Source organism: Shewanella ulleungensis, assembly GCF_014648315.1.
Lineage (GTDB): Bacteria > Pseudomonadota > Gammaproteobacteria > Enterobacterales > Shewanellaceae > Shewanella > Shewanella ulleungensis.
This window is the reverse complement of sequence record NZ_BMQW01000003.1, coordinates 249754-274979: the sequence shown is the minus strand read 5'-3', so window position 1 is coordinate 274979 and position 25226 is coordinate 249754. Positions and strand designations below refer to the sequence as shown.

General features: G+C 41.1%; 19 protein-coding genes and 6 tRNA genes. 7 read left to right on the top strand and 18 right to left on the bottom strand.

The window, feature by feature from the left end; all coding sequences use genetic code 11:
* Nucleotides 1–33: 33 nt before the first annotated feature.
* Both IEY40_RS07950 and IEY40_RS07945 read left to right on the top strand, forming a co-directional pair.
* On the top strand, nt 34–1350 hold the full coding sequence (locus tag IEY40_RS07950) for a cytosine permease (protein WP_188954969.1): 1317 nt from the start codon (nt 34–36) through the stop codon (nt 1348–1350).
* Nucleotides 1351–1408: 58 nt separating this feature from the next.
* Nucleotides 1409–2542: an S-methyl thiohydantoin desulfurase family protein gene (locus IEY40_RS07945; RefSeq protein WP_188954967.1), complete on the top strand. Its 1134-nt coding sequence runs from the start codon at nt 1409–1411 to the stop codon at nt 2540–2542.
* A gap of 4 nt (nt 2543–2546) precedes the next feature.
* Here the strand turns inward: IEY40_RS07945 and IEY40_RS07940 are convergent, their stop codons facing one another.
* Both IEY40_RS07940 and IEY40_RS07935 read right to left on the bottom strand, forming a co-directional pair.
* Nucleotides 2547–3146 carry a glutathione S-transferase family protein gene (locus IEY40_RS07940; protein WP_229777058.1) on the bottom strand — a complete coding sequence of 200 codons (600 nt, stop codon included), beginning with the start codon at nt 3144–3146 and terminating at the stop codon, nt 2547–2549.
* 28 nt (nt 3147–3174) lie between these two features.
* Nucleotides 3175–6597 carry a hybrid sensor histidine kinase/response regulator gene (locus IEY40_RS07935; protein WP_188954963.1) on the bottom strand — a complete coding sequence of 1141 codons (3423 nt, stop codon included), beginning with the start codon at nt 6595–6597 and terminating at the stop codon, nt 3175–3177.
* A 287-nt stretch (nt 6598–6884) separates the two neighbouring features.
* On the opposite strand from IEY40_RS07935, the gene acs reads away from it, so the two are divergent.
* The 3 genes from acs (at nt 6885) to IEY40_RS07920 (ending at nt 11235) form a co-directional block, all read left to right on the top strand.
* Entirely contained in the window at nt 6885–8837 is a 1953-nt protein-coding gene (acs, locus tag IEY40_RS07930) for an acetate--CoA ligase (protein ID WP_188954961.1), read from the top strand.
* 330 nt (nt 8838–9167) lie between these two features.
* Complete coding sequence (radD, locus tag IEY40_RS07925; RefSeq protein ID WP_188954959.1) at nt 9168–10895, top strand: DNA repair helicase RadD; 1728 nt, start codon at nt 9168–9170, stop codon at nt 10893–10895.
* A 79-nt stretch (nt 10896–10974) separates the two neighbouring features.
* Nucleotides 10975–11235 carry a GrxA family glutaredoxin gene (locus tag IEY40_RS07920; RefSeq protein ID WP_160056739.1) on the top strand — a complete coding sequence of 87 codons (261 nt, stop codon included), beginning with the start codon at nt 10975–10977 and terminating at the stop codon, nt 11233–11235.
* Nucleotides 11236–11299: 64 nt separating this feature from the next.
* Here IEY40_RS07920 and IEY40_RS07915 read toward each other — a convergent pair whose 3' ends face one another.
* The 15 genes from IEY40_RS07915 to IEY40_RS07845 form a co-directional block, all read right to left on the bottom strand.
* Nucleotides 11300–12451, bottom strand: a complete 1152-nt coding sequence (locus tag IEY40_RS07915; RefSeq protein ID WP_188954957.1) for a DcaP family trimeric outer membrane transporter — start codon at nt 12449–12451, stop codon at nt 11300–11302.
* 868 nt (nt 12452–13319) lie between these two features.
* A tRNA-Lys gene (locus IEY40_RS07910) sits at nt 13320–13395 on the bottom strand.
* 124 nt (nt 13396–13519) lie between these two features.
* Nucleotides 13520–13595: transfer RNA gene (locus IEY40_RS07905), tRNA-Lys, on the bottom strand.
* A gap of 42 nt (nt 13596–13637) precedes the next feature.
* Nucleotides 13638–13713: transfer RNA gene (locus IEY40_RS07900), tRNA-Lys, on the bottom strand.
* A 123-nt stretch (nt 13714–13836) separates the two neighbouring features.
* A tRNA-Lys gene (locus tag IEY40_RS07895) sits at nt 13837–13912 on the bottom strand.
* Between the two features lie 122 nt (nt 13913–14034).
* Nucleotides 14035–14110, bottom strand: a tRNA-Lys gene (locus tag IEY40_RS07890).
* A 122-nt stretch (nt 14111–14232) separates the two neighbouring features.
* A tRNA-Lys gene (locus IEY40_RS07885) sits at nt 14233–14308 on the bottom strand.
* A 274-nt stretch (nt 14309–14582) separates the two neighbouring features.
* Complete coding sequence (ybgF, locus tag IEY40_RS07880; RefSeq protein WP_188954955.1) at nt 14583–15326, bottom strand: tol-pal system protein YbgF; 744 nt, start codon at nt 15324–15326, stop codon at nt 14583–14585.
* 56 nt (nt 15327–15382) lie between these two features.
* A complete protein-coding gene (gene pal, locus IEY40_RS07875) occupies nt 15383–15919 on the bottom strand; it encodes a peptidoglycan-associated lipoprotein Pal (protein WP_188954953.1) in 537 nt (178 codons plus the stop codon).
* A 23-nt stretch (nt 15920–15942) separates the two neighbouring features.
* Nucleotides 15943–17271, bottom strand: a complete 1329-nt coding sequence (tolB, locus tag IEY40_RS07870) for a Tol-Pal system beta propeller repeat protein TolB (RefSeq protein ID WP_188954951.1) — start codon at nt 17269–17271, stop codon at nt 15943–15945.
* 41 nt (nt 17272–17312) lie between these two features.
* Nucleotides 17313–18296 carry a cell envelope integrity protein TolA gene (tolA, locus tag IEY40_RS07865; RefSeq protein ID WP_188954949.1) on the bottom strand — a complete coding sequence of 328 codons (984 nt, stop codon included), beginning with the start codon at nt 18294–18296 and terminating at the stop codon, nt 17313–17315.
* Nucleotides 18297–18725 carry a protein TolR gene (gene tolR / locus IEY40_RS07860; RefSeq protein WP_188954947.1) on the bottom strand — a complete coding sequence of 143 codons (429 nt, stop codon included), beginning with the start codon at nt 18723–18725 and terminating at the stop codon, nt 18297–18299. It lies immediately after the preceding gene.
* Nucleotides 18725–19414 carry a protein TolQ gene (gene tolQ, locus IEY40_RS07855; RefSeq protein WP_188954945.1) on the bottom strand — a complete coding sequence of 230 codons (690 nt, stop codon included), beginning with the start codon at nt 19412–19414 and terminating at the stop codon, nt 18725–18727. The genes tolR and tolQ overlap by 1 nt, the downstream gene beginning before the upstream one ends.
* Entirely contained in the window at nt 19404–19805 is a 402-nt protein-coding gene (gene ybgC / locus IEY40_RS07850; RefSeq protein WP_188955336.1) for a tol-pal system-associated acyl-CoA thioesterase, read from the bottom strand. Before ybgC ends, tolQ begins: the two co-directional genes overlap by 11 nt.
* 1125 nt (nt 19806–20930) lie before the next feature.
* Entirely contained in the window at nt 20931–21800 is an 870-nt protein-coding gene (locus tag IEY40_RS07845) for a flagellar protein MotY (protein ID WP_188954943.1), read from the bottom strand.
* Between the two features lie 185 nt (nt 21801–21985).
* Here IEY40_RS07845 and rnt point away from each other — a divergent pair, with 185 nt between their 5' ends.
* The gene (gene rnt / locus IEY40_RS07840; protein ID WP_188954941.1) at nt 21986–22648 is read left to right on the top strand and encodes a ribonuclease T; all 663 of its coding nucleotides are present in this window, start codon (nt 21986–21988) and stop codon (nt 22646–22648) included.
* 142 nt (nt 22649–22790) lie between these two features.
* Here rnt and IEY40_RS07835 read toward each other — a convergent pair whose 3' ends face one another.
* Nucleotides 22791–23396 carry a peroxiredoxin gene (locus tag IEY40_RS07835; protein ID WP_160056527.1) on the bottom strand — a complete coding sequence of 202 codons (606 nt, stop codon included), beginning with the start codon at nt 23394–23396 and terminating at the stop codon, nt 22791–22793.
* Between the two features lie 449 nt (nt 23397–23845).
* Between IEY40_RS07835 and IEY40_RS07830 the strand changes: the two genes are divergently transcribed.
* Nucleotides 23846–25168, top strand: coding sequence for a Na+/H+ antiporter family protein (locus IEY40_RS07830; RefSeq protein ID WP_188954939.1), 1323 nt, complete (start codon nt 23846–23848; stop codon nt 25166–25168).
* The last annotated feature ends 58 nt before the right edge of the window (nt 25169–25226 follow it).

Below are 25226 nucleotides of genomic sequence, written 5' to 3'. Positions count from 1 at the left end.
GCGTCAATAACGGCGCCTTTACTAGGAATCAACATGGCCGATACCAATACAATCGATGACTTGCTAGAAGACTACGCAACCACACCAGTGCCTCAAAATAAAACCCATAACGGTTGGCGGATCGGCATGGTCAATGGTGGCCTAGCCTTTGCGGTACCGGGGCTCATTACAGGTCTAGAGATCGGCTCAGCGTTAGGATTAGAGCAAAGCATATATGCATTTTTAATCGGCGGGTTTATTTTGTCGGTGTTAGGCACGATTACTGGCTATGTTGGTATGAAAAACCGACTAAGCTCTTGTATGACGATGAAATTTGTCTTTGGCTTGCAAGGCGCCAACATTGTCAGTTTGGCGTTTGTATTGTCGTTGCTTGGTTGGTACGGCGTTAACATTAATTTGTTTAGCGAGGTAGCGGCTCAATTTTCAATGCAGCTATTTGATTATGCTCCACCTATTTGGACATTCGATATTGCTGCCAGCATAATGATCACCCTTACCACCTTGTGGGGCTTTAGGTTTATTGAGCGAGTATCAAGCTTATTTGTGCCTATTTTGTTTTTACTCGTGGCATACATGCTTTATCAAAGCTTGGGCTATGTGGTTAAAGACACCCCCTCTAGTGTTGGTCTAACAGGGATAGATTTTACCTTTGGTGAAGCTGTATCAGCCGTTGTCGGCAGCTTTATTGTTAGTGTGGTATTAATGCCAGATTTTAGCCGCTTTGCAGCCAAGCCCAAAGACACGGTCATCGCCTCTTTTTTACCTTTTATGTTTATCAGCAATTTTGTCTATATCGCGGCAGCAATCGCCGGTTTAGCTGTGGTGAACTCCGACATTCTTGTGGTGATGTTAACCCTTGGCTTAGGTGTGTTTGCCTTTGTGTTATTAATTGCATCAAGTGCCGTGACCAATGTGGTCAACCTTTACAGTGCCGCACTCGGTTTTAATGCCATTAAACCTCATTGGTCAGAATGGAAAATCATCATTGTTGGCGGAGTGTTAGGTGCCGTGATGGCATCACTAAATTTACTCGATAACTTTACCGGGTTCATTTTTAGTTTATCGATTCTTTTTAGCCCTGTTGCCGCAATTTACATTGTCGACTTCTTCTTTATTCAACAGCAAAAAATCTATCAAGTTGAGCATTTAAATCAAATAGCAGCGTTTAATTTTCAAGCATTAGTCGCTTGGGTTGGCGGAATTGGTTTTGCCATGATGGCAAATAAAGGCTGGCTAACACTGACAGGCATTGAAGTGTGTGATGCCATGCTAATTACAGCTCCACTTTACCTTGTAATCAAAAAGCTTATGGCAACCAAAAAGCCACAAAACTCAACGCTGAGTCTATAAGCCAAATTTTAATACCAAACCTTAACCGATGATTTAACAGTACATATCAGAGAGTCATATGAAGTTATTAACGCGTTTAGAACTAACAGATATTTTACACGGATGTGTTATTTTGGGCACCGGTGGCGGTGGCGAAATGAATGAAGGTATTGCCTATATCGATGCCGCTCTGGCCGCAGGTAAAACCTTCACCCTCGTTGATGTCGACGAGGTCCCAGCGGGGAGAAAAATCTGCACACCTTATTTGCTGGGTGCATTATCGGCGTTATCTGAAGCCGAAGAAGCGGTTTACGCAAGATTGCCTAAAAGTGCTCAATCATCAATGATGACCGCATTTAAACGCCTTGAACAATACACTGGCGAGAAGTTTTACGGCACCATTTGTTGTGAATTAGGCGGCTCAAATACGGCGGTTTCTTTTTATGTTGCCGCAATGGCTGATGGCTATATTATTGATGCAGACGTCGCTGGCCGTGCCGTACCTGAAATCACCCACTCAACGTATTACTTTAATGATATCCCAGCGGCACCAATTGTGGCGGCAAATGAGTTTGGCGAATGTTTTATTTGTGAAAATATTATTGATGATTTACGTGCAGAGACGGTTATACGTGCTTTATCTGTGATCAGTCGTAATGATATTGCCGCTATCGATCATGCGATGCCAATTGAACAAGTAAAAGATGCGGTGATTAAAGGCACTATTTCTAAGTCACTGGCCATTGGTAAAGCTTACCGCCTAGCAAAAGAGCATGGCGAGGACATTGCTGAGGCAATTGCAAGTCACGGTGAGGGTTATGTTGCATTTAGAGGTCAGGTTTCACAATCACATTTTAGTACCGAAAAAGGCTTTACTATTGGCACCGTAATCATTGATGGAAGTGGTGAGTACCAGCAAGAGCAATATCAATTAGAAATCAAAAATGAGCATCTTTTAGCACGTCGTAATGGTGAAGTTGATGTCACGATCCCAGACTTGATTTGCTGTATTGATATGGACAACCAAGTGGCAATCACAACACCTAACCATCATATAGGCCTAAATGTCGCTATTGTGATTTTACCAGCACCAAAAGAGTTTGTTACCGAACGCGGCTTACAAGCATTTGGCCCAGCTTATGTTGGATTATCAACGCCGTATGAACCCGCTGTGGCAAAACACTTTGCCAATCTTGGCAAACAAACAGTCTAAAGTATTAAACCCGCATTGCAACAAAGCCAGGTATTTGTGTAATGCGGGTTAACCAAGCTCTTATATGTGGGTAATCAACTAATTCAAAACCACCTTGATGCGCCACATGGGTATAAGCGTAAAGCGCGATATCGGCTAAGCTAAATTGCTCACCGCATAAGAATGGCTGCTTTGTCAGTCCAGATTCCATGACGCTCAGCGCCTTATAACCTTTAGCATGCAAAGAGTAGTACTCAGTTAGTCGCGCTTCAGGTAAACCTAAATACAATTGAATATAACGTGCTACGGCAATATAGGGCTCATGACTGTATTGCTCAAAGAACAACCATTGATACATTTTCGCTTTGCTAAACTCATCGTTAGGGATAAGTGCTGAGCCCGAAGATAAATAGCCCATAATTGCGTTGGATTCAGATAACACTCTGCCATCATCGAGTTCAATTAACGGTATTTTTCCTGTCGGATTTTTGGCCAAATAAGCCACGGCCTGTGTATCGCCATTGATAATGCTCATTTCAATCCATTGATGCTCAATCTTAAGAATATTAAGCACCATTTGCACTTTGTAACAGTTACCAGACACACTGTCGCCGTAAGCTTTTATCATGTTTTATTTGCTCCAATATCACCGATTATTTTTTAACTAAACTTGAAATTAATGCTCGTAAAGCCGCTGGCTTAACCATTTTCGCCATATAGTGATATCCACGTCGCTCAATATCATCCACTAAATCTTTATTGGTATTGGCGGTAATTAAAATCCCTGGTACATGGTCACCATAACGAGCACGAATATCATCCATGGCATCAACCCCATTCTTATCATCATCTAAATGATAATCAGCTAAAATAATGTCGGGAGCAACGCCTTTGAGCCCAAGCTTAATTCTAGCGTCGGCTAGATCTGTTGCACAAATAACTTCACATTGCCAACGGCTTAGTAATGAGTCTAGCCCTGCTAAAATAGCGTCTTCATTATCAATGCATAATACTTTAACACCCGCCAATGGTTGCATTAATGACGGCATAGGTTTTGTGACCACCTGACTGATCGTTTGTCCTAACGGTACAATAATGGAAAACATTGAACCGACGCCCAGCGCAGATCGCACTTGAATTGGATGATCGAGTACTTTACTTATGCGGTCTGCAATTGCTAACCCTAACCCTAAGCCACTGACGTTGCGACTGCTTGGATGGTTCAGGCGTTTAAATTCTTTAAAAATCTCTTGGGTATCGTATTCATCAATACCACAACCAGTATCGAGCACTTGAATCTCAATATATTCACCTCGATGACGGCAACCTAATAAGACTCTACCGCCACGAGCATAACGATAAGCATTGGTTAAAAAGTTTTGCAAAATACGCCGTAACAACGATGGGTCTGAATTAACCGTTGCCGAGCATGGCACCATCGAAAATGAAATTTGGTTATCGCCCGCCATTGCATCAAACTCGACCGATAAACCATTAATGATTTCAGACACCGCAAAATCACGGCGGTTGACATCGACCATGCCAGAATCAAGCTTTGAAATGTCGAGTAAGTCAGTTAGAAGCTCGCCAGCCGTTTTTAACGAGCTATTGACGTGAGTTAAGGTTGTGCGAGCCTCAAGGTCTAAATTAGGGTATTGCGATAATGACGCAGTAAACAATCTAGCGGCATTGAGCGGTTGCATTAAATCATGTCCTACCGCAGCTAAAAATCTTGTTTTAGACGCATTAGCGAGCTCTTCTTGTGCTTTAGCCTCAAGTAACTCACTATTGAGCATAGCCAGCTCATAAGTTCGCTCTTTTACTCGACTCTCTAAGGTTTCATTGGCTTCAAGCAGTGCTTTTTCTTGCAAGCGATATTGGGTAATGTCGGTAAATGTCATCACAAAGCCACCATCGGGCATTGGGTTACCTTGAATTTTAATAACTTTCCCGTCTCTACGTTCGCGCTCTGAAGTATGAGCTGTACCATTACGCATATGCTGCACTCTTACAGCAACTTGTGTTTCCATGTCTCCTTTGCCACAAAAACCACGCGATGCATTAAAGCGAACCACATCGGCAATTGGCATACCTTGTTGTAAAAAACCTTCTGGGTATTGGTATAAATCGGCATAACGATAGTTCCATGCCACTAAATTAAGATCTTTATCAACTACACTCATCCCTTCGTATGCATGTTCAATTGCTCCACGAAGCATGTCTTGACTTAAAATGATTTTAGAGGAAGCTTCATCAACTAAGCTAAACACTTCATCTAGTGCCAAATCCCGCCCCTGCAATACAGAGTCCATCACTAATGACGCACTAGAAGCGCCGAGTACCCCCGATAACATATGCTCAGTATGAGCAATTAATTCTTCAGGAGCGGCTTTATACCAACTGTCACTTTTAACTGCTTCAGGTGAAAAACGGCTAAAACTTTCATAAGCACGAGTTGGACTAACAAAGCGGCTGGCTAAAATCAGCAAGTCTTGTTGCGATATCGGCCCCTGACGCTTATTGGCGTCTTTTTTTAACGCCCAAGGCTTAACAAAATTACTGGCTTGAATTCGCTCTGCGACTCCCGCCCTAAACCAAATAGAGCCTAATACATAGCACACCACGTTAGCCAGCAACGCAATGAGAGTGTCACTCACATTCGGGGTAATGGAATTGAGTAAATCAAATTCACCACCAATTAATCGTGCTTTACCAGCACTTTGCAACAAAATAAAACACCACAAACTAAAACCAACGGCAAGCCCCAAATACACGCCCGTACGATTACCATGTTTCCAATACAAACCACCGACCAATGCTGGCGCTAATTGCGAAAATGCGCCAAATGACAACATGCCTAAATGTGATAACGAATCGCTTTCTCCCAAGGTTAAATAACTTAAATAACCAAAACCTAAAATCACTACAATAGCTAAACGTCGAACGTTTAATAGCAATTGCGAGAACTGGCTAAAATTTTTCTCTCTGATCTGTCCTGTGCGCAACAAAAACGGCACCAACCATTCATTACTCACCATTACGCTAATGGTTACAACCGCAACAATCACCATGCCAGTTGCTGCTGACAAGGTGCCAAGTAAAGCAATAACAGCTAAAAACGGTTGGTCCAATGCCAGAGGTAAATTGATCACATAGGTATCAGCCGCGACGGAGTCACCTAATAACACTTTGCCAGCCAACGCCAAAGGCGCGACAAATATGCCAAATAGAACCAAATAAATTGGAAATATCCAACGTGATTTTTTTAAAATATGTTCGCCGCCACATTCTACTACCATCACGTGAAACTGCCTTGGCATACATAAAAATGCTGCCATACCGACAAATAGTTCAGGTAAAAATGACTCCAATCGTATGTGGCTATTTTCAATCAGCCCCTTAGCAGAGGCTTGTTGCCAGATGTCTCCAAAACCATCAAAAAAACCAAAACTGATCACTGCGCCAACAATGATAAAGGCGGCTAACTTGACTAACGACTCAAACGCAATTGCTACCATCATGCCAGGATTATGTTCAGTGGCATCTAATTTTCGAGTACCAAATAAAATAGCAAATACAGCGAGTAACATGGTAATTAACAGTGGCACAGCAACAGGGCTTAATGGGGTATCGTCTGGCTGAAATAAATTAAGGCTAAATACCATCGCTTTAAGCTGTAACGCGATATATGGCATGATGCCAAAGAGTGCAATAAGAGTAACAATTGCGGCTAATAGTTGTGATTTACCATAACGGGCGGCAATAAAGTCGGCAACAGAGGTGATATTTTGTGCTTTTGACACTACGACCATTTTGCGCAACATGCCAAAGCCAAGCGTAAACACTAAAATGGGACCCACAAAAATAGGTAAGAAGGACCATAAATCAGTAGCGGATTGCCCTACTGTGCCTAAAAAGCTCCATGATGAGCAATACACCGCAAGACTAAGGCCGTAAATCCACACTTGAATTTTTTGACTTATTTTACTAAACCAGCGCTCAGCACCCCATGCCAAAATAAACAACAATGACACATAACATACGGCTATGACGGCCACTATAAGAGTTAAATTCATCAGACATCCGCTATCATTTTATTTTTATATAATCTCATCTCAAGTGCAGAGATAAGCTGACTTACTGCTTTTTATCGCTTACATAATCGCGCGTATTGAACACAAAACAACCTAAACAAGAAAAATAGAGATCATTTGCTTACTCTTCATCTTCGATATCAATCACTTTAACACGTGCAACAGACTAAATATTAAGGATATTTTAAAACTAGACCAAGGTCTAATAGTGTTAGGAGACAGTTAAAGATGATACTTTAGCCACGCCATTTTTAGAAAGGGAAGCCCCTATGAGCTCGCAGTCTCTTTACAAAGTTCCTAGTGACATTGCAGACAACGCACTGGTTAATAACGATCAATATAAGAAAATGTACCAGGAGTCCATCGTTAATCCAGAAGGTTTTTGGAGAGAACACGGCAAACGTATCGATTGGATTAAACCTTACACTAAAATCAAAAAAACCTCATTTGATGACCACAATTTATCGATCAATTGGTTTTATGACGGCACATTAAATGCCTCAGCAAACTGTTTAGACCGTCATTTAGAACAGCACGGCGATAAACTGGCCATCATTTGGGAAGGTGATGACGCAAATGAACAGCGTAAAATCACCTATGCAGAATTACATGCTGATGTCTGTAAATTTGCTAATGCCTTACGTAGTCAAGGTGTGGGTAAAGGCGATATCGTCACGATATACATGCCTATGGTGCCAGAAGCCGCTGTAGCGATGCTAGCATGCGCCCGAATTGGTGCAGTCCATTCTGTGGTGTTTGGTGGATTCTCGCCAGACTCAATCGCAGCAAGAGTCATAGACGGAAAATCTAAAGTACTTATTACTTCAGATGAAGGTGTTCGTGGTGGCCGTAAAATCCCATTAAAACGCAGTGTTGATGAAGCAATTGCTAACCCTGACGTCACGTCTGTTGAAAAAGTCATTGTACTAAAACGTACTGGTGGTGATATTGATTGGGTTGATGGTCGTGATGTATGGTGGCACTCATTAATGGAAGTCGCTTCAGAGTATTGTCAACCTGTTGAAATGAATGCTGAAGACCCATTATTTTTACTGTATACCTCTGGCTCAACCGGTAACCCTAAAGGTGTGCTACACACCACTGGCGGTTATATGGTTTATGCCTCAATGACACACGAATATGTGTTTGATTACAAAGCTGACGAGGTTTACTGGTGTACAGCCGATGTCGGTTGGATTACAGGCCACTCGTACATGGTATATGGCCCATTTGCTAACGCTGCTACAGTATTAATTCATGAAGGTGTTCCAAATCATCCAACGCCTGCGCGTCTTGGCGAAATGATTGACCGCCATAATGTGAATATACTTTATACCGCGCCAACATTAATCCGTGCATTAATGGCTGAAGGTAAAGAACAATTTAGCAGCTACAAAGGCGACTCATTGCGCATAATGGGCTCAGTGGGCGAACCGATTAATCCTGAAGCCTGGCGTTGGTACCATGAGGTGATCGGTCATGAAAATTGCCCGATTGTGGATACTTGGTGGCAAACCGAAACCGGCGGTATTTTAATTAGCCCGCTACCAGGTGCAACAGACACTAAACCAGGTTCTGCTACACGTCCATTTTTTGGCGTACAGCCTGCATTAGTCGACAACATGGGCAATATTGTTGAGGGTGCGACAGAAGGAAACCTAGTTATTCTTGATTCTTGGCCTGGTCAAATGCGTACTGTATACGGCGATCACGACAGATTTGCCCTAACCTACTTTAAAACGTTCCGTGGTATGTACTTTACCGGTGATGGCGCTCGTCGCGACGAAGATGGTTACTACTGGATTACCGGACGTGTTGATGACGTGATTAACGTATCTGGCCACCGCTTAGGTACGGCAGAAGTTGAAAGCGCACTAGTGTCGCATGAGCTCGTTGCAGAAGCTGCAGTGGTGGGTTACCCACACGACATCAAAGGCCAAGGTATTTATGCCTACGTCACCCTCACACGCGACGTTGAACCAACAGAAGAGTTACGCCAAGAGTTACGCCAATGGGTTCGTAAAGAGATTGGTGCCCTAGCAACTCCTGACTTGATTCAATGGGCAACCGGTTTACCTAAGACGCGTTCTGGCAAAATTATGCGTCGTTTTTTACGTAAGATTGCGGCAAACGAAGTGACTAACTTAGGGGACTCTTCAACACTGGCAGATCCAGCTGTAATTGATACCTTAATCGAAACCCGTTTAAACAAAACGGAATAACGTTACTCAAGTTAGAATTCTATCCACCCACGAGAAATCCTGACCAATTTCTCTTTCGCCCCTCATTGAGGGGCTTTTTTTATTCGCGCTTCATATCTCGACATTATCGGATAGCGTTTTAGTATATTTGATGAGCACTAACAACATTAAGTCATCCCAATTCTCCCTGATACAACACCAGACATCATACTTGAGTTAACTTAGCCCCAAATATTGATTAAACAAATTAAATGATTAACAACAATGGCATATATCCACTATATGAATATGCTACTCTGTTGCTAAATATGATGATGTATAGATAAACATTTACCACCAACGACCTCAAATATGATAATCAACCTTCGCGACTACCAACAACAAGCCGTAGATGCCGCTGTGGCGCATTTTAAACAAAGCTCGAAGTCAGCGGTATTAGTGTTACCTACTGGTGCAGGTAAAAGCATTGTGATTGCAGAGCTTGCAAGGATAGCCAATGGTAATGTTTTAGTACTCACCCATGTAAAAGAGTTAGTCGCTCAAAATGCTGAAAAAGTAGGTTTACTGACTAAAGCAGCCAATATTTATTCTGCTGGGCTTAAACAAAAAAAAGCCAATGGTAAAACCGTGGTGGCCAGTGTTCAATCGGCTTCACGAGCACTCACTAAATTTGATCAAGCATTTTCATTGGTCATCATTGATGAATGTCATCGGGTCAGTACTGAGCCGACTAGCCAATATCAACAACTGTTGACTCATTTACGCACTAAGAACCCACAAATAAAACTATTAGGGCTCACCGCTACGCCTTATCGGCTTGGCTTAGGTTGGATATATCGGCACCATTATCACGGTAAAATTGGTAATACTGACAAACCAATATTCGAGAAGTGTATTTTCGAATTACCTATGCGACCATTAATTAAGAAAGGATATTTAACTCAACCTACTATATTTGATGGACTTAGCGCGCAATATGACTTTAGTAACCTCGCGCCCGTCGAAACCAATGAATATTCACCTACAGAAGTTGATAACCTACTGCACCATCAAGGCCGTGCAACTACAGCCATTATTAAGCAAGTTAAGCAATTAGCACAACATCGCCAAGGTGTACTTATTTTTGCCGCCACAGTGCGTCATGCAGATGAAATAATGGCGTTAATGGATGATGATGCTGCATTGATCACGGCAAAAACACCACACTTCGAGCGTGATAACATCATCGAGCGCTTTAAAGCAAAAAAACTAAAATTCATCGTGAATGTTGCTGTTTTAACCACAGGTTTTGACGCACCGCATGTCGATTTAATTGCCATATTACGCCCAACCGCATCTGTGAGTTTGTTCCAACAAATGATTGGAAGAGGCTTAAGGCTTGCTGACAATAAAGCTGACTGCTTAGTGATTGATTACGCCGCAAACGGCTATGATTTATTTTACCCAGAAGTAGGTCAAGCTAAACCAAATAGCAAATCGGTCCCAGTACAAGTCCACTGTCCTGTTTGCTATTTTGCTAATACATTTTGGGGTTTAGTTGATGCTGATGGCGATATCATTGAACACTTTGGCCGACGCTGCCAAGGGTTAATCGATGACAACCAGCAATGTGATTTTCGTTTCCGTTCAAAATCGTGCCCTGACTGCGGCGCTGAAAATGACATTGCTGCACGAATTTGCCAAACCTGTCAGTCAACCTTGATTGACCCGGATAAACGCCTTAAACAAGTACTTAATGCCCAGCATCATCACTTATTTAAATGCCAAGAGATGTTGTTACTTTGCCAAGACGAAAAGCTCGTCATTCAATACATCGACATTGAAGGTAACGTTTTCGAACAGACATTTCAATTTTCTACTCTCGCTCAACGTCGAGCATTTTATGCCGTGTTTGTATTGAGTCACACTCGCACACCCGGTTTACTTCATCCTAAATATAACCAAGCTAACGATGTGCTTGCCGATAAAGAGCGGTTTAGAAAACCAGATTTACTACTATTAAAAAAGAATAAATACCGTTGGGATTTAATTGATTCATTTTTTGATTATCAAGGCAAGTATAAAATCGATATGAGTTAAAACAAAATTAATCGCGTTGAATTTTGAATTAAAAAGCTCATATGGTATAAATTGCCCATATCATTAAACAGGAGTTACCATGTTTGTAGTTATTTTTGGCCGCCCAGGTTGTCCATATTGTGTTCGTGCTGTTGAACTGTCTGAAAAATTAGCAGCTCAAAGTGAAGATTTTAAATTTAAATATGTAGATATTCATGCAGAAGGTATCACAAAGGCTGATCTTTCTAAGAGTGTGGGTAAAACGGTAGAAACTGTTCCGCAAATATTTATTGATGAACAGCCTATTGGTGGTTGTACTGAATTTGAAGCTTATGTTCGTCAAAACAACTTATTAAAATAATTTGTTCATTTTGATGCTCATAAAAAAGGCAACCTCATGGTTGCCTTTTGTTTTATCTCAGCGTCTACAGTACGTATTTAGCTGAAAAAATCACTCGATTTAAGTCACCTTCAAAGCCATTTTCAAGCTCATTTAGTGCATGCATAAACTCTACACCAAACGTTAATGGTTTTGATGGAGAGTACAATAAATTGACGTAAGCTGAGTACGCAGATTTATTCACAGCCTCTCCAGTCAACGCAACCTCATTGTCGGCTGTGAAGCCTGAGAATGTCACACTCGAACGCCATTGTTCATTCCACCAATGACGATATGATACAAAACCACCAAATGACTTAATTGCTTGAATATCACCATCGGCATCAATAACGCCTGCGTTAGCGTAATTTAAAGCCATATAACGACCAAGCCCTTCTCCGTAGGTCGCAGTAAACCTGAAATCGTCTTTCCCAACAGGGATAACTCCAGCAAAACTGGCACCGTAACCGAGCTCAGAAGTATCATAAGTCGTACCGCCAATGACTTGTTCTACATTCAATTGTCGCAAGATAGCTGACGCCGAAAATGATGCGCCATTAGCCGTACTAAAATTATAACGCCCAATAAAATCAGGCACTATACCACTACCACTAGTTATTCTAGCACCGCCACCAAAAGGGGTGACTGTGGTTTCAGGGTTCTCTAACGCAAATTGCCAATTACCTGTGCTGTAACGGATCTGCGACTGTCTAACAAAAGGGGTGCCTTCAGGAGCACCAACAAAATCTAAATTCTCAGGTAACGCACCTGGATTTTGAAATGTCGTCCACGTCTGGCCTATAGTCCATTCATCGTAGCTAACAAATGCATGGCGAATACGGGGAGAATAGCTATTAGACACCCGCTCATTACCATCAGTGTGAGTCATAAAATCTAACTCAATAAATCCGGTCAATTTATGACCATCTACATCGGTTACCGTTTTAAAGTTAAAACGAGATTCTCGAGCCTGAAAATCGACAACCTCCTTTCCATTACCTTCTGTACCATATATTGTCCCTGGTACGTAAAACTGACGTGAAAGTGATCCTGAGTCTGGCGCCCCATTGCCATAATCACTAAACATAACATCGGCTTTAATGTATCCACCAAATGTCATATCGGTTGCAGCCTGAGCTCCCCCACTCATCGCTAATATCGCGCCTGCAATATATATACTTAATCTTGCTTGTTTCATTCTTTTCTCCTTTTAATTTTATTCTAATCTTATGCAATATCGACTAATTAACATTCAAGTAACATTAGCAATAGGTCTATGAGACAAAAGTAGACAAGCGAAAGCTAATGCTAAGATTTTTCAGCGAAACGTTTGAAATGAATTCATTTAATATTAAGAACATTATTACAAACGATTAAGCCACAACGATAAAAATACAAAAAGTGTAGTAATAAGGTTATAAAGGTGCCTAATTCTCAACCGTTTAACAGATCTTAGACCTATTGGTTAATATCAATTCGACTCATTATCTGGTCATTCAGTGGGAGTTCTGTGTCTTCTAGGCAAGTAATAGGATTGTAGACATAGTTGCTCTACCTCCTGCGTCCATGCAGTCGTCGGCAACTGCTCCTGCGTTGCTCTACCTCCTGCGTCCATGCAGTCGTACGTCAATGCTATTAAGCAGTAAAGAAGGCACAGAAACCCGCCTTGCAGGAGACGCTCAGACTGTCCATTTCTTTGTTGCATTGCTTTAGGAGGGAATAACCATTATTTCAACAATGCACCTCAAACGGGAAAAGTCTGAGTAACTCTGATTGGTCACATAATTAATGGAAATGGTATAACAGCCAGCTGTATTCATTAAATTCGTACAAATGAATAGTAGTAAAACGAAGTGGGTATGTAACAAGTTTGGAATGAAGTAAAAAAATCATGGGAGGGGTATAAGTAAAAAGTGGTGAGTCGATAAAGATTCAAACCTTTGACCATTTGCTTAAAAGCTAACTGCGTTAAATAAGTTCGCAAAAATCAATAGCAGTTAAACAAAGTGAACATATAACAAGTTTGCTATGAAGTAAGAAATAATTGGAGGGATAAAAATAAGAAGTGGTGGGTCGTGAAGGATTCGAACCTTCGACCAATTGGTTAAAAGCCAACTGCTCTACCGACTGAGCTAACGACCCATCTTGGTTTTATAAGCCTTATTGCTTATTGGAGTAAAAGCCAACTGTCTATGTTTCAAGACCCGCTGAGCTAACGACCCATTTTGGTATTACGGTTAAATTCTTTAGCCACTGTTTAAAAAAGTGGTGGGTCGTGAAGGATTCGAACCTTCGACCAATTGGTTAAAAGCCAACTGCTCTACCGACTGAGCTAACGACCCATCTGGTATTACGGTTAAATTCTTTAGCCACTGTTTAAAAAGTGGTGGGTCGTGAAGGATTCGAACCTTCGACCAATTGGTTAAAAGCCAACTGCTCTACCGACTGAGCTAACGACCCATCTTGGTTTTATAAGCTTCAACACTTACTGGAGAAAAAGCTAACTGTCTATGTTTCAAGACCCGCTGAGCTAACAACCCATCTGCTATTACGGTTAAATTCTTTAGCCACTGTTTAAAAAAGTGGTGGGTCGTGAAGGATTCGAACCTTCGACCAATTGGTTAAAAGCCAACTGCTCTACCGACTGAGCTAACGACCCATCTTGGTTTTATAAGCTTCAACACTTACTGGAGAAAAAGCCAACTGCCTATGTTTCAAGACCCGCTGAGCTAACAACCCATCTGGTATTACGGTTAAATTCTTTAGCCACTATTTAAAAAGTGGTGGGTCGTGAAGGATTCGAACCTTCGACCAATTGGTTAAAAGCCAACTGCTCTACCGACTGAGCTAACGACCCATCTTGGTTTTATAAGCTTCAACACTTACTGGAGAAAAACCCAACTGCCTATGTTTCAAGACCCGCTGAGCTAACGCCCCATCTGGTATTACGGTTAAATTCTTTAGCCACTGTTTAAAAAGTGGTGGGTCGTGAAGGATTCGAACCTTCGACCAATTGGTTAAAAGCCAACTGCTCTACCGACTGAGCTAACGACCCATCTTGGTTTTATAAGCTTCAACACTTACTGGAGCAAAAGCCAACTGTCTATGTTTCAAGACCGACTGAGCTAACGACCCATCTAAGTTTATAAACCTTAGTGACTTTATTATGTAGAAACTACACAAGAAGATTAATGCTTTTAAACCCCTCAGAATGCTGTGCCGTTCTGAGGGCGCCTATAATACCTTTTTCAATTTCTCATGCAAGCGCAAATTTATAATTTCTTGTTGTTTGCATGAAAAACAGACTAAGAGGCTGTTTTTTGTCTAAATTAGCCTTTTAATGCCGATAATTGCTGTTGAGCAAGGCGTGCCGATGCACTGTCAGCATATTCTTTAAGGACTTTATTGTAGAGCGCACGAGCACCTGCTGAGTCATTCTCTTTTTCAGCGATCATGCCTAGTTTAACTAAGCTGTCACCACGCTTATTAGAATCAGAGAATTTGCTAACAACCGTACTGAATGCTTGTTTTGCCGCGGTGTAGTCGCCTTTATTGTATAGCAATTGACCTAACCAGTAGTTTGCGTTTGCTGCATAGCTAGAATCTGGATATTGTTTAATAAAATCACGAAATGCAGGAATGGCATCATCGTATTTACGATCTTTCAAAACGAGGTTAACAGCCGCTTCATAGCTCGCCGTTTCGCCTAATGTTGAACTAGCTGCAGCAACCGTTGTTGGATCCGCTTGAGCTTCAGCAGACGCCGTTGGGGTTGATGACTTAGCAGTAAGATTAGCAATTTCCTCATACAGCTGACGTTGACGTTGCAGCATTTGATTCATTTGATAATTTTGTTGCTCAGTAATGCCTCGTAAATCCAACACTTCATTTTGTAATGCATCCATACGGCGTTGCATTTCAAACTCGCCCTGTTGCTTAGCTTTCATAATACGTTCTAACTTTGCGATTCGATCATCACTTGATCCGCTAGAAGCATCTGAAACAGGTGCTGGGGCAGCAAATGCAGTCGCAGTAGTGAAGAACATTGCCGCAACTAATATGGCTTGTTTCATTTTTTTCACTCCTAAAAAAGGCCAACCGATATCGGTTGGCCTTACATTTTTAACGCTTAATAAACTAACACACCACGACGGTTTTTACCAAAACCGGTGTCAGTGCGAGTATAGTCTAATGGCTTTTCTTCGCCGTAACTTACAATACTCATTTGGTTAGGTTGTACACCCATACCTTGTAAGTATTTAGCAATCGCTTTAGCACGACGTTCACCTAGTGCGATGTTGTACTCAGGCGTACCACGTTCATCAGCATGACCTTCGATCAATACACGAACACTTGGGTTTTCTACTAAATAGTTACCGTGTGCTTGAAGGATATCAGCATTTTCGCTTTGAACTTCACTGCGGTCAAAATCAAAGTAGATGATGTTTTGACGACGTAGCTCTTGTTCTTTTAAACGTTGCTGTTCTGCTGGGCTTAATACTGCTCCAGCACCACCAGTTTCAATACCACCAGCACCATATTCACTACCAGTACCACTCATAGAACCGTTAGCGTCAGTTTCAGAGTCTGAAGTTGAGCTACAGGCACCCAGTGCCATAAGCGGAACTGCAACCAACATAGCTTTAAACAACTTATTCAGATCCATTTTAAATCCTTATCAATATCTATTTAGAGAAACGGAGACCATGCTGGTGACTTCACCTCGCCCTGGCCGACAGGCAATCTTGCTTTAAATCTACCGTCTACAGAGACAGCAGCTAATACTTGTTTACCTTCATGGGTTGTACCATAGATAACCATAGTGCCATTTGGAGCAACACTTGGTGATTCATCAAGTTGAGTTGATGAAAGCACCTGCATAAAACGTGTTGCTAAATCCATTCTAGCAATATGGAACTTACCATTAGTACGGTTTACAAAAATCATACTACGACCGTCTGGAGTAATTGAACCACCAAGGTTCCATTCGCCTTCAAATGTCATACGAGAGACTTTATTTGTATCTAAACTTACACGATACAACTGTGGTCTGCCGCCACGCTCAGAGGTAAATAACAATGATTTACCATCTGGGAACCAAGAAGGCTCAGTATCGATCGCATAATGGTCGGTAATGCGCTGTGAAGCTTTAGTCGCAATATCGACAACATAAATTTCTGGTTGACCATCTTTTGATAATGTAATGGCTAACTTTTTACCGTCGGGTGAAAATGACGGAGCGCCATTAATACCATTAAAACTACTCACCATAGTACGCGTTTGGCTGTAGATGTCTTGTACAAAAATCTCTGCTTTTCTGTTTTCAAAACTAACATATGCTAAACGACGACCATCTGGTGACCACGTTGGTGACATTAATGGTTCTGGCGAACGTAACAGCATTTGCTCGTTGTAACCATCATAGTCAGCAATCATCAAGTGATATGGTGCTTTTTGACCTTGTTTAACAACAACATATGCAATACGAGTTAAAAACGCACCGCGAATACCGGTCAGTTTTTCATAGACGATGTCACTAATACGGTGGCCATATTGTCTAAACTGGTTAGCACTAATTACAGTCTCGCGGCTTTCAAGTAATAGCTCACTGTTATTCACAGGACCTTTGCTGATTAAATTTTGTGCTTTAACTAAGTCGATTAGCTCAAAACTCACAAGATATTGATCAGCACCGTAAGGCTTTACGCTACCAACAACAACCGCTTCAGCATCAACATTTGTCCAGTTTTGCGCTGCAAAACCACTTACAGATGATAATGTAGATTGTGGTAATGCACGCACATCTAATGATTTAAAAGCACCACTGCGAGCTAAATCAGATGTTACTACGTCTGATATTGACGAAGGAGCAGGACCTTGCCCTTGCCAAACAAAAGGCACAACCGCGATTGGTCTTGCCGCATCGACGCCTTCTGTGATTACAATATCTAACGCTGCCCGAGCAGGTGTTGTTAACACAACAAGTGCCAGTGTTAACCATTTAGCCAAATTCTTCATGCGACTCCTTTAATTCAATTCCATCTTAAATACGTTTGATATTAATTAAATTCCGGTGAAACGGTTAAATTAATTTCTTTTAACTGTTGATAAACAGCAGGCTCTGGCGATACAGGTAAACGCCCCGCTTTATTTATCGAAACTTTTGCTGCTCGGCAAACAACTTGATCACCTTCAAGTGTTTGTGCTGTTGTCACAAACCCATCTGCGGCTAAGCGAATAAAGACTCGGCAACTTTTACCACGCATTGATTCATCAACCACTAAGTTACGTTGAATAGTGGCAATGATCATCGCTTTGTATTTATCAACTTCTGATAACACTTGCTTATTGCGTGTTTTAGATAACGAGTCTTGCTCAGCAGCCATTGCTTCTGCCATTTCACGCTCTTGACGTGCTTTAGCATCAGCCTCTGCTTTACGCTTGCGATCAGCATCTTCACGTTGTTTACGTTCGGCTTCTTCTTTGCGCTTGCGTTCTTCTTCTGCTCGTTGGCGCTCTTCTTGCGCTTTCTTGGCAGTAGCTTCTTCTTGCTTGCGCTTTTCAGCAGCTTGTTTAGCGGCTTCTTCAGATGCCTTTTGTTCTTTTTCTTTCTGTTTTCTGATCTCTTCAGCTTTTAAGGCACGCTCTTTCTCTTGTTGCTGCTTAACCTGAGCGGCTTTAGCTGCATCGTTTGCTTTTTGCGTTTCTACCTCTTTCAACTTACGTTGGATCTCTAACGTTTTAATCTTTTCTTGTTCGCTTTCACGCTCACGCCTTGCTTCTAGCGCTTTACGCTCTAACTCAGCTTGACGCGCTTTTTCTTGCTGCAACGCATCTTGCTTTTGTTTTTTTAATTGCTCAACTCTGTCAGTGACTTTTTGTTGATCAATCACAACAGCTTGAACGGCAGGTGCACTGGCTGCTGTTTGCATTGGCTTAGGTTTATCATCAAAACTAATGCCTAAAGCAAGAATGACAATAGCACCAATATGAATACCAGCCGAAATAGAAACTGGTACGGTTAAATCTGAGTTTCCAGCCACCTATTTCTCCTTCGGCGAATCGGTCATAAGTCCCACAGCAGGTACTCCCGCACCTTGAAGACTTATCATTAATTGGATCACACTTTCATACGGAATTGAGCGGTCAGCTTTAACAACTACGGGTCTTAACGGCTCAAGCTGAATTAATGCTCCTACCTCAGTAGACACCTGCTCTAAATCCATAGCAACAGAGTTTGAACTACTGCCCACATTTAAAAAGTATTCACCTGCAGCGTCAATAGACGCCACTATCGGTGGTTTACTATCTGGTGGTAGCGATTCTGCATTGCCTTGCGGCAATTCAACTTTAACACCTTGCGATACAATTGGGGCTGTAACCATAAAAATGATTAACAACACCAACATGACGTCGATATAAGGCACCACGTTGATTTCTGCAACCGGACGACGACGTTTACGCTGATACATTAAACAGCTTCCTTCTCGCTATATGCTTGACGTTGCAATATGTTTGAGAATTCTTCCATAAAGTTAGCATATGAGCTTTCAAGCTTTTCTACTTGAGTCGAAAATCGGTTGTAACCAATAACAGCAGGAATAGCTGCAAATAACCCCATAGCTGTTGCAATCAATGCCTCTGCAATACCTGGCGCAACCATTGCTAAAGTAGCATTTTCAACCGCACCTAGTGCGATAAACGAGTTCATAATCCCCCACACCGTACCAAACAAACCAATATATGGGCTCGTTGAACCAATGGTGGCTAATAAGGGTAAATGATTTTCAAGCTTTTCCATCTCACGCGATAAGCTAACACGCATCGCACGTGACGTTCCGTCCATTACAGCTTCTGGAGATTTGCTGTTAACTTTACTTAGACGGGTATATTCTTTAAAACCGGCCACAAACATCGCTTCTAGACCAGAAATCGCACTTCCACGTGCAATAAGCTCTTTATAAAGACGGTTTAAATCAACACCCGACCAAAACGTGTCTTCAAAGCGTAACGCCTTTACTCTTGCTGAGCTTAATAACTTGTTGCGTTGAATGATCACGGCCCAAGAGGCAATCGATAATGCCAACAAGGTCAACATGACCAATTTTACCAACACACTGGCTTCTAAAAACAAGCCAATAAATGAAATTTCAGCGTGCACTGTCGAACTCCTGAACAATATTTAGGGGAATAGCGCGGGGACGCATTCGTGACAAAGATATACACGCGACAATCACTGTCGCTTCACAATAGCAATCACCTTGATGATCAACTAAGCGCTGGTGAAACACCAATGACGCTTTTTTTAATTCTTCGACCTTGGATTCAACCAATAAGTCTTGCTCAAATTTTGCTGCTTTACGAAAATCTATTTCTGCATGTTTTACGACAAAAGCAATGTCTTCCGCTAGCAATTGCGCTTGGCGAATACCCATCGCTTTTAACCATTGTGTTCGTGCCCGCTCAAAAAAATTCAAATAGTTTGAGTGATACACAACACCACCGGCATCGGTATCTTCATAGTAAATTGATATGGGCCAAACAAACATAATCAGAGTATCAATTCTTAGGTTGCAAAAGTTGGCTTACTATACCGAGTAGCAACACGCTTGTGAATAATGTCTGAGGCTAAAAACAGACTTTATTTTGCTCAAAATGCGCTAAAACACGTGAATTACCTCAGGAACTGTAATAGATGAAGCTTTATTAATGTGTTTACCCAAAATATTAACAAATTTTTAAACAAAAAAATGTAATTAAACCGCAGGTTATACGATACAAAACTAACCATTAATGTAAGGTTAATTGACAATAAATAACACAAGTAGATTATCCATTTTCGGTTTGGTTTACCTCAAACACACAACGGACTTTATCGCATGATGCACATTGATATGGCGTAAACACAAAATACTAAAAAAACTCAATAACACGCCATTACCAACAGAGCTTACTAATGCTTACCCCCCCTAAATCGACGCGATAATAAACTTTCTATTATCACTAATGACGCAAAATCAACTGGCACAGAGATGACAAATATAATCAAGATGTTTTCAGTTCGAAACGCCATGATTAAACTATTTATCACTCAAGCATGCAGCCTAAAATCGACCCATCATTCATTTGTTAAATATTATCGTTTAGCTTAATTTGCTAATCCGACTAGTTATGCAATAAAAATGTATAATAAGTTAACAAACCGCTATTGCTGAGTATAAAGCCTATTTCCACTTTCTAAAAAACCACCAACCCATTAGTTTTACTAATGATAAACTGTAATTTTTCTAGCTTGTCGAATTAGTGCATTCATTCTACTATAGCTTTGTTTTCAGGAGACATCCGATTCAGATGTTGAAAACCAAGAACTCCAAACTGGTGTAACCCAATACCTCAGTTTACCCTAGTTCTTATGCTTGACTTCCTTCCTTAAATTTGTTGATTGCAAATTATTTAGCCCACTTGGATTAAGTGGGTTTTTTTTGCCTTTTTTTTCAAAAAATACTGTAAAAATAAATACTGGTTAAGTTTAATTCATCGCATTACAGCCTTTGTTTAACCACACTTCACTAAACAAGATTATTGGCATAATGCTTATAAATGACGCACAAAATTAAGCCCAAGCGGTTAACCACTTGGACTTATATATTTGGGCAGAGTACTTGTTATATTGAAGATTAAATTTCTTTGGTGATTTTAATTACAACTCGACGGTTTATTTGGCGCTCTTGAGCAAGCTCGTTAGCTGCAACATGACGCTTTTCTCCATGACCTTGAGTATGGATACGATCTTGTGGGATACCACTGGCAACCAAAATGTCTTTAACAGAGTCTGCACGCTTGTCTGACACTCTTTGGTTTACCGAACGACCACCATAGCTGTCAGTGTAAGCATCAATAAGTACAAGCTCTACTTCCGGATCAAAAGACAGATAACGCTGTACTTTCTGTAACTGCATTTTCGAGAAACGCGTTAATTCAACACCACCCTCTTGATAGTTTAATACTGTAAAAGCAATATCATCAAAACTATAAGGCAGTAAATTGGCTAAGCAAGAGCGAAACTCTCGGTATTTACCACCAAAGTTAGCAGACGAGAGTCCTACCGCTATTTTGGCACTTTGATTGTACCAGTCAGCATAATAAAACGTTGGTTCCATACCTTGGCTTAATTCTGACAACATCGACCAGGCGGCTTTTTTAGGCACTTCACCATTAAACTGTTTTTGATAAGATAATTGGGTAATCTCTTTAGAGTTATGCCCTGGACGCCAGCTCGGTGCACGGCTGATTAACGTAGCATTGGTGACAGAATCTGGCTTTAACCACATGTCTAATGTGAAATGTAGGTTTAACTCTTTGCCAGCATGGCTAGTAAAAATAGCACGGCCATAATCAGGGATATCATGTTCGAGTCGACATTCAATTGGATTATTTTCACCCACTCTCCATGCTGAGTTTTCTAAAGACGCAACATAATGTCTCAAATCGGCATGAGCCGTTGAGCAAAGACACAAACTTGTGAGTACCATCAGTTTTCGCCACATAAAAACACCCTTATAAATCGGTTACATAGTAGTTATCGGCCTTATATAGGGTTTCTTTAGCAAACAATCATTTTAATCGCTGATAAAAACCACAATCAAACATGACACTGAGCGTCAGTTTGCGCATAATACTCGGCTTATGTCATTTGCTCTGAAAATGATATCAATTGAGGATGAAGACTGTAATGACTGATATTTGCAACGCTAACAAGTTTAAACACCGCTTCCGTGGTTATTTCCCCGTGGTGATTGATGTTGAAACGGCTGGTTTTAATGCCAAAACAGATGCGTTGCTTGAGATTGCCGTCAGCATGTTAAAAATGAACAGTGATGGTGTCATTGAACTCGATAAAACCTTACATTTTCATATTGAGCCATTTGAAGGTGCCAATTTAGAACCCGAAGCATTGGCATTTAACGGCATTGATCCCACCAACCCACTTCGTGGAGCGGTAGATGAAAAAGTCGCGTTTTTAGAAATTTTTAAAGAAGTTAAAAAAGCGCAAAAGGCCGCTGACTGCCATCGTTGTATTATTGTCGCCCATAACGCTGCATTTGATTTAGGCTTTGTGAATCAGGCAATTGAACGTAATAGTTTAAAACGCTCACCTTTCCACCCGTTTGCAAGCTTTGACACTGCAACACTAGCAGGTTTAGCCATTGGCCATACCGTACTGGCTAAAGCTTGTAAGATGGCAGGGATTGATTTTGACAACAAAGAAGCTCACTCAGCGCTTTATGACACTGAACGTACCGCGGAGCTGTTTTGCTATATTGTTAACCGTTGGAAAGCGCTCGGTGGCTGGCCACTTGTCAGTGCTGACGCAGAAGATACTGAAACAAAATAAGTAACCAAAGAAAGAAGCCACATCAACCTACTCTTCAAAATATACCTGTCTCGATAAGATGGTGTGAGTTTATTGTTATATATTACTCGTCCAACAAAAAAGCTGCCGAGGCAGCTTTTTTTATTAACTCAAACTAGCAGTATTACAGCTTTGAAGAGTTATCTTTTAAGTATGCCGCCACACCTTCAGTGCTAGCAGTCATACCTTTTTCGCCTTTTGACCAACCAGCTGGGCAAACTTCACCGTGCTCTTCATGGAACTGAAGTGCGTCGATCATACGGATCATTTCATCAACGTTACGGCCTAATGGTAAATCGTTAACCACTTGGTGACGTACTTGGCCTTCTTTATCTACTAAGAAAGAACCACGGAAAGCAACACCCGCTTCAGGATGCTCAACATCGTACGCTTTACAGATTTCGTGTTTAACGTCAGCAACTAAAGTGTATTTAACTTGGCCAATACCACCTTTGTCTACTGGGGTGTTACGCCATGCGTTATGAGTAAACTGTGAATCAATAGAAACACCAATCACTTCAACGCCACGCTTAGTGAACTCTTCCATACGGTGATCAAAAGCAATAAGCTCTGATGGACATACAAAAGTAAAATCAAGTGGGTAGAAGAAAATAACTGCTGGCTTACCTTTAATAGCGGTAGCTAGGTTAAATGTGTCAACAATTTCACCAGAACCAAGAACGGCTGCTGCTGTAAAATCTGGGGCTGGACGGCCTACTAATACGCTCATTATCTATCTCCATTTAATGGCTTTTTACATGTTACAAGGGTACAAATATTCTTTGTGGTTATCCATTACTCAAACATTGTGACCATTGATACTAATTCAGTCATCTACCATACAGTTAATTTAGCCGACTTATAAGCTATTTCAGTTGAAAAAAGTTTACCTGCTGAAAAATAAAACATGCAGACTCACTAATGTAATACTGTAGTGTGACAAAAATAGTATATAGCCTAATAAAATGGCATGTGGCACCCATAAATTCAGTCGTAGTCGCCATTAGGTATTGAGCTATTTTGTAATAGACTACAATTAATCGCAGGTAAAATGTGTACTAAAACTGCCCAGTTATTCATTTAAACGCAGCATGTCCCACTAAAAATTTCATCTAAGCTGGACAAACACTACTGCGCAGTCAAAAATAGCCGCCTCACTTACTTTAAAGAATTACGATTATGAATGCGGTTGTTATCGCTGTCTGTTTAATGCTGTTTTTAAGCTTTATTCGAATTAACGTTGTGGTTGCATTAACCATTAGTGCCGTTATTGCGGGTTTAGTCGGTGGATTAGATATACATCAAACCATCGCGGCCTTTAATGATGGTTTAGGCGGTGGTGCTCAAATTGCTTTGAGTTATGCGTTATTGGGCGCATTTGCTGCAGCCTTATCTCATTCTGGCTTAACAACATTAATTTCTCATGCCATTATTAATAAACTGGGTAAAGAGCCTAATAGTAGTAACACCCAAATGGTGCGTTGGTTACTGTTAGTCACCATCCTGGCAATGGCTGTTTCGTCGCAGAATATCTTACCGATCCATATCGCTTTTATCCCCATTCTTATTCCGCCGCTATTGCACGTTATTTCTAAGCTTAATATCGACCGCCGCCTCATTGCATGTATTTTGACGTTTGGTTTAGTCACCACTTATATGATTTTACCTATTGGATTCGGTGGTATTTTCTTAAACGATATCTTATTGGCTAATTTAAATACCAATGGCTTAAATGCCGTAAACGCTCAAATACCTCAAGCAATGTTATTGCCTGCACTCGGTATGGTATGTGGTTTATTGACCGCGGTATTCATTAGTTACCGTAAACCAAGACAATATATGATTGAACAGCCGGTTGTTAGCGACACGACTACACCGGTAATTAATCGTAAAAGTATTGTTATTTCAATATCAGCCATTGTCATCACCCTCATTGTCCAACTCCAAACTGACTCAATGATTTTTGGTGCATTAAGTGGTTTCATCATTTTTCGTTTTTCAGGGATCATTAAACAAGACATCAGCAAAGACTTATTTAATCAAGGCGTGCATATGATGGCTAACATTGGCTTTATTATGATTGCAGCAGCAGGTTTTGCAGCTGTCGTTAAATCTACTGGTGAAGTCGGTACTTTGGTAACATCACTAGGCGATATCATAGGTGATAATAAAGCATTAGCTGCGCTATTAATGTTGATTGTGGGTTTACTTATTACCATGGGTATTGGTTCATCATTTTCGACCATTCCCATTATTGCCACTATTTATGTGCCGTTAGCACTCAGCTTTGGTTTTTCAGTTGCCGCAACGATTGCGTTAGTAGGAACGGCTGCGGCACTAGGAGATGCTGGTTCACCGGCGTCAGACTCGACTTTAGGCCCTACAGCGGGTCTTAATGCTGACGGCCAACATGATCATATCCGTGACAGTGTTATTCCTACATTTGTCCATTATAACATCCCATTGTTAATCTTTGGCTGGATTGCAGCCATGGTGTTGTAGTGCTCAATAGGTTTGTGAGTTAACGTAAAAAACATAAAAAATGGGAGCCTGTTAGGCT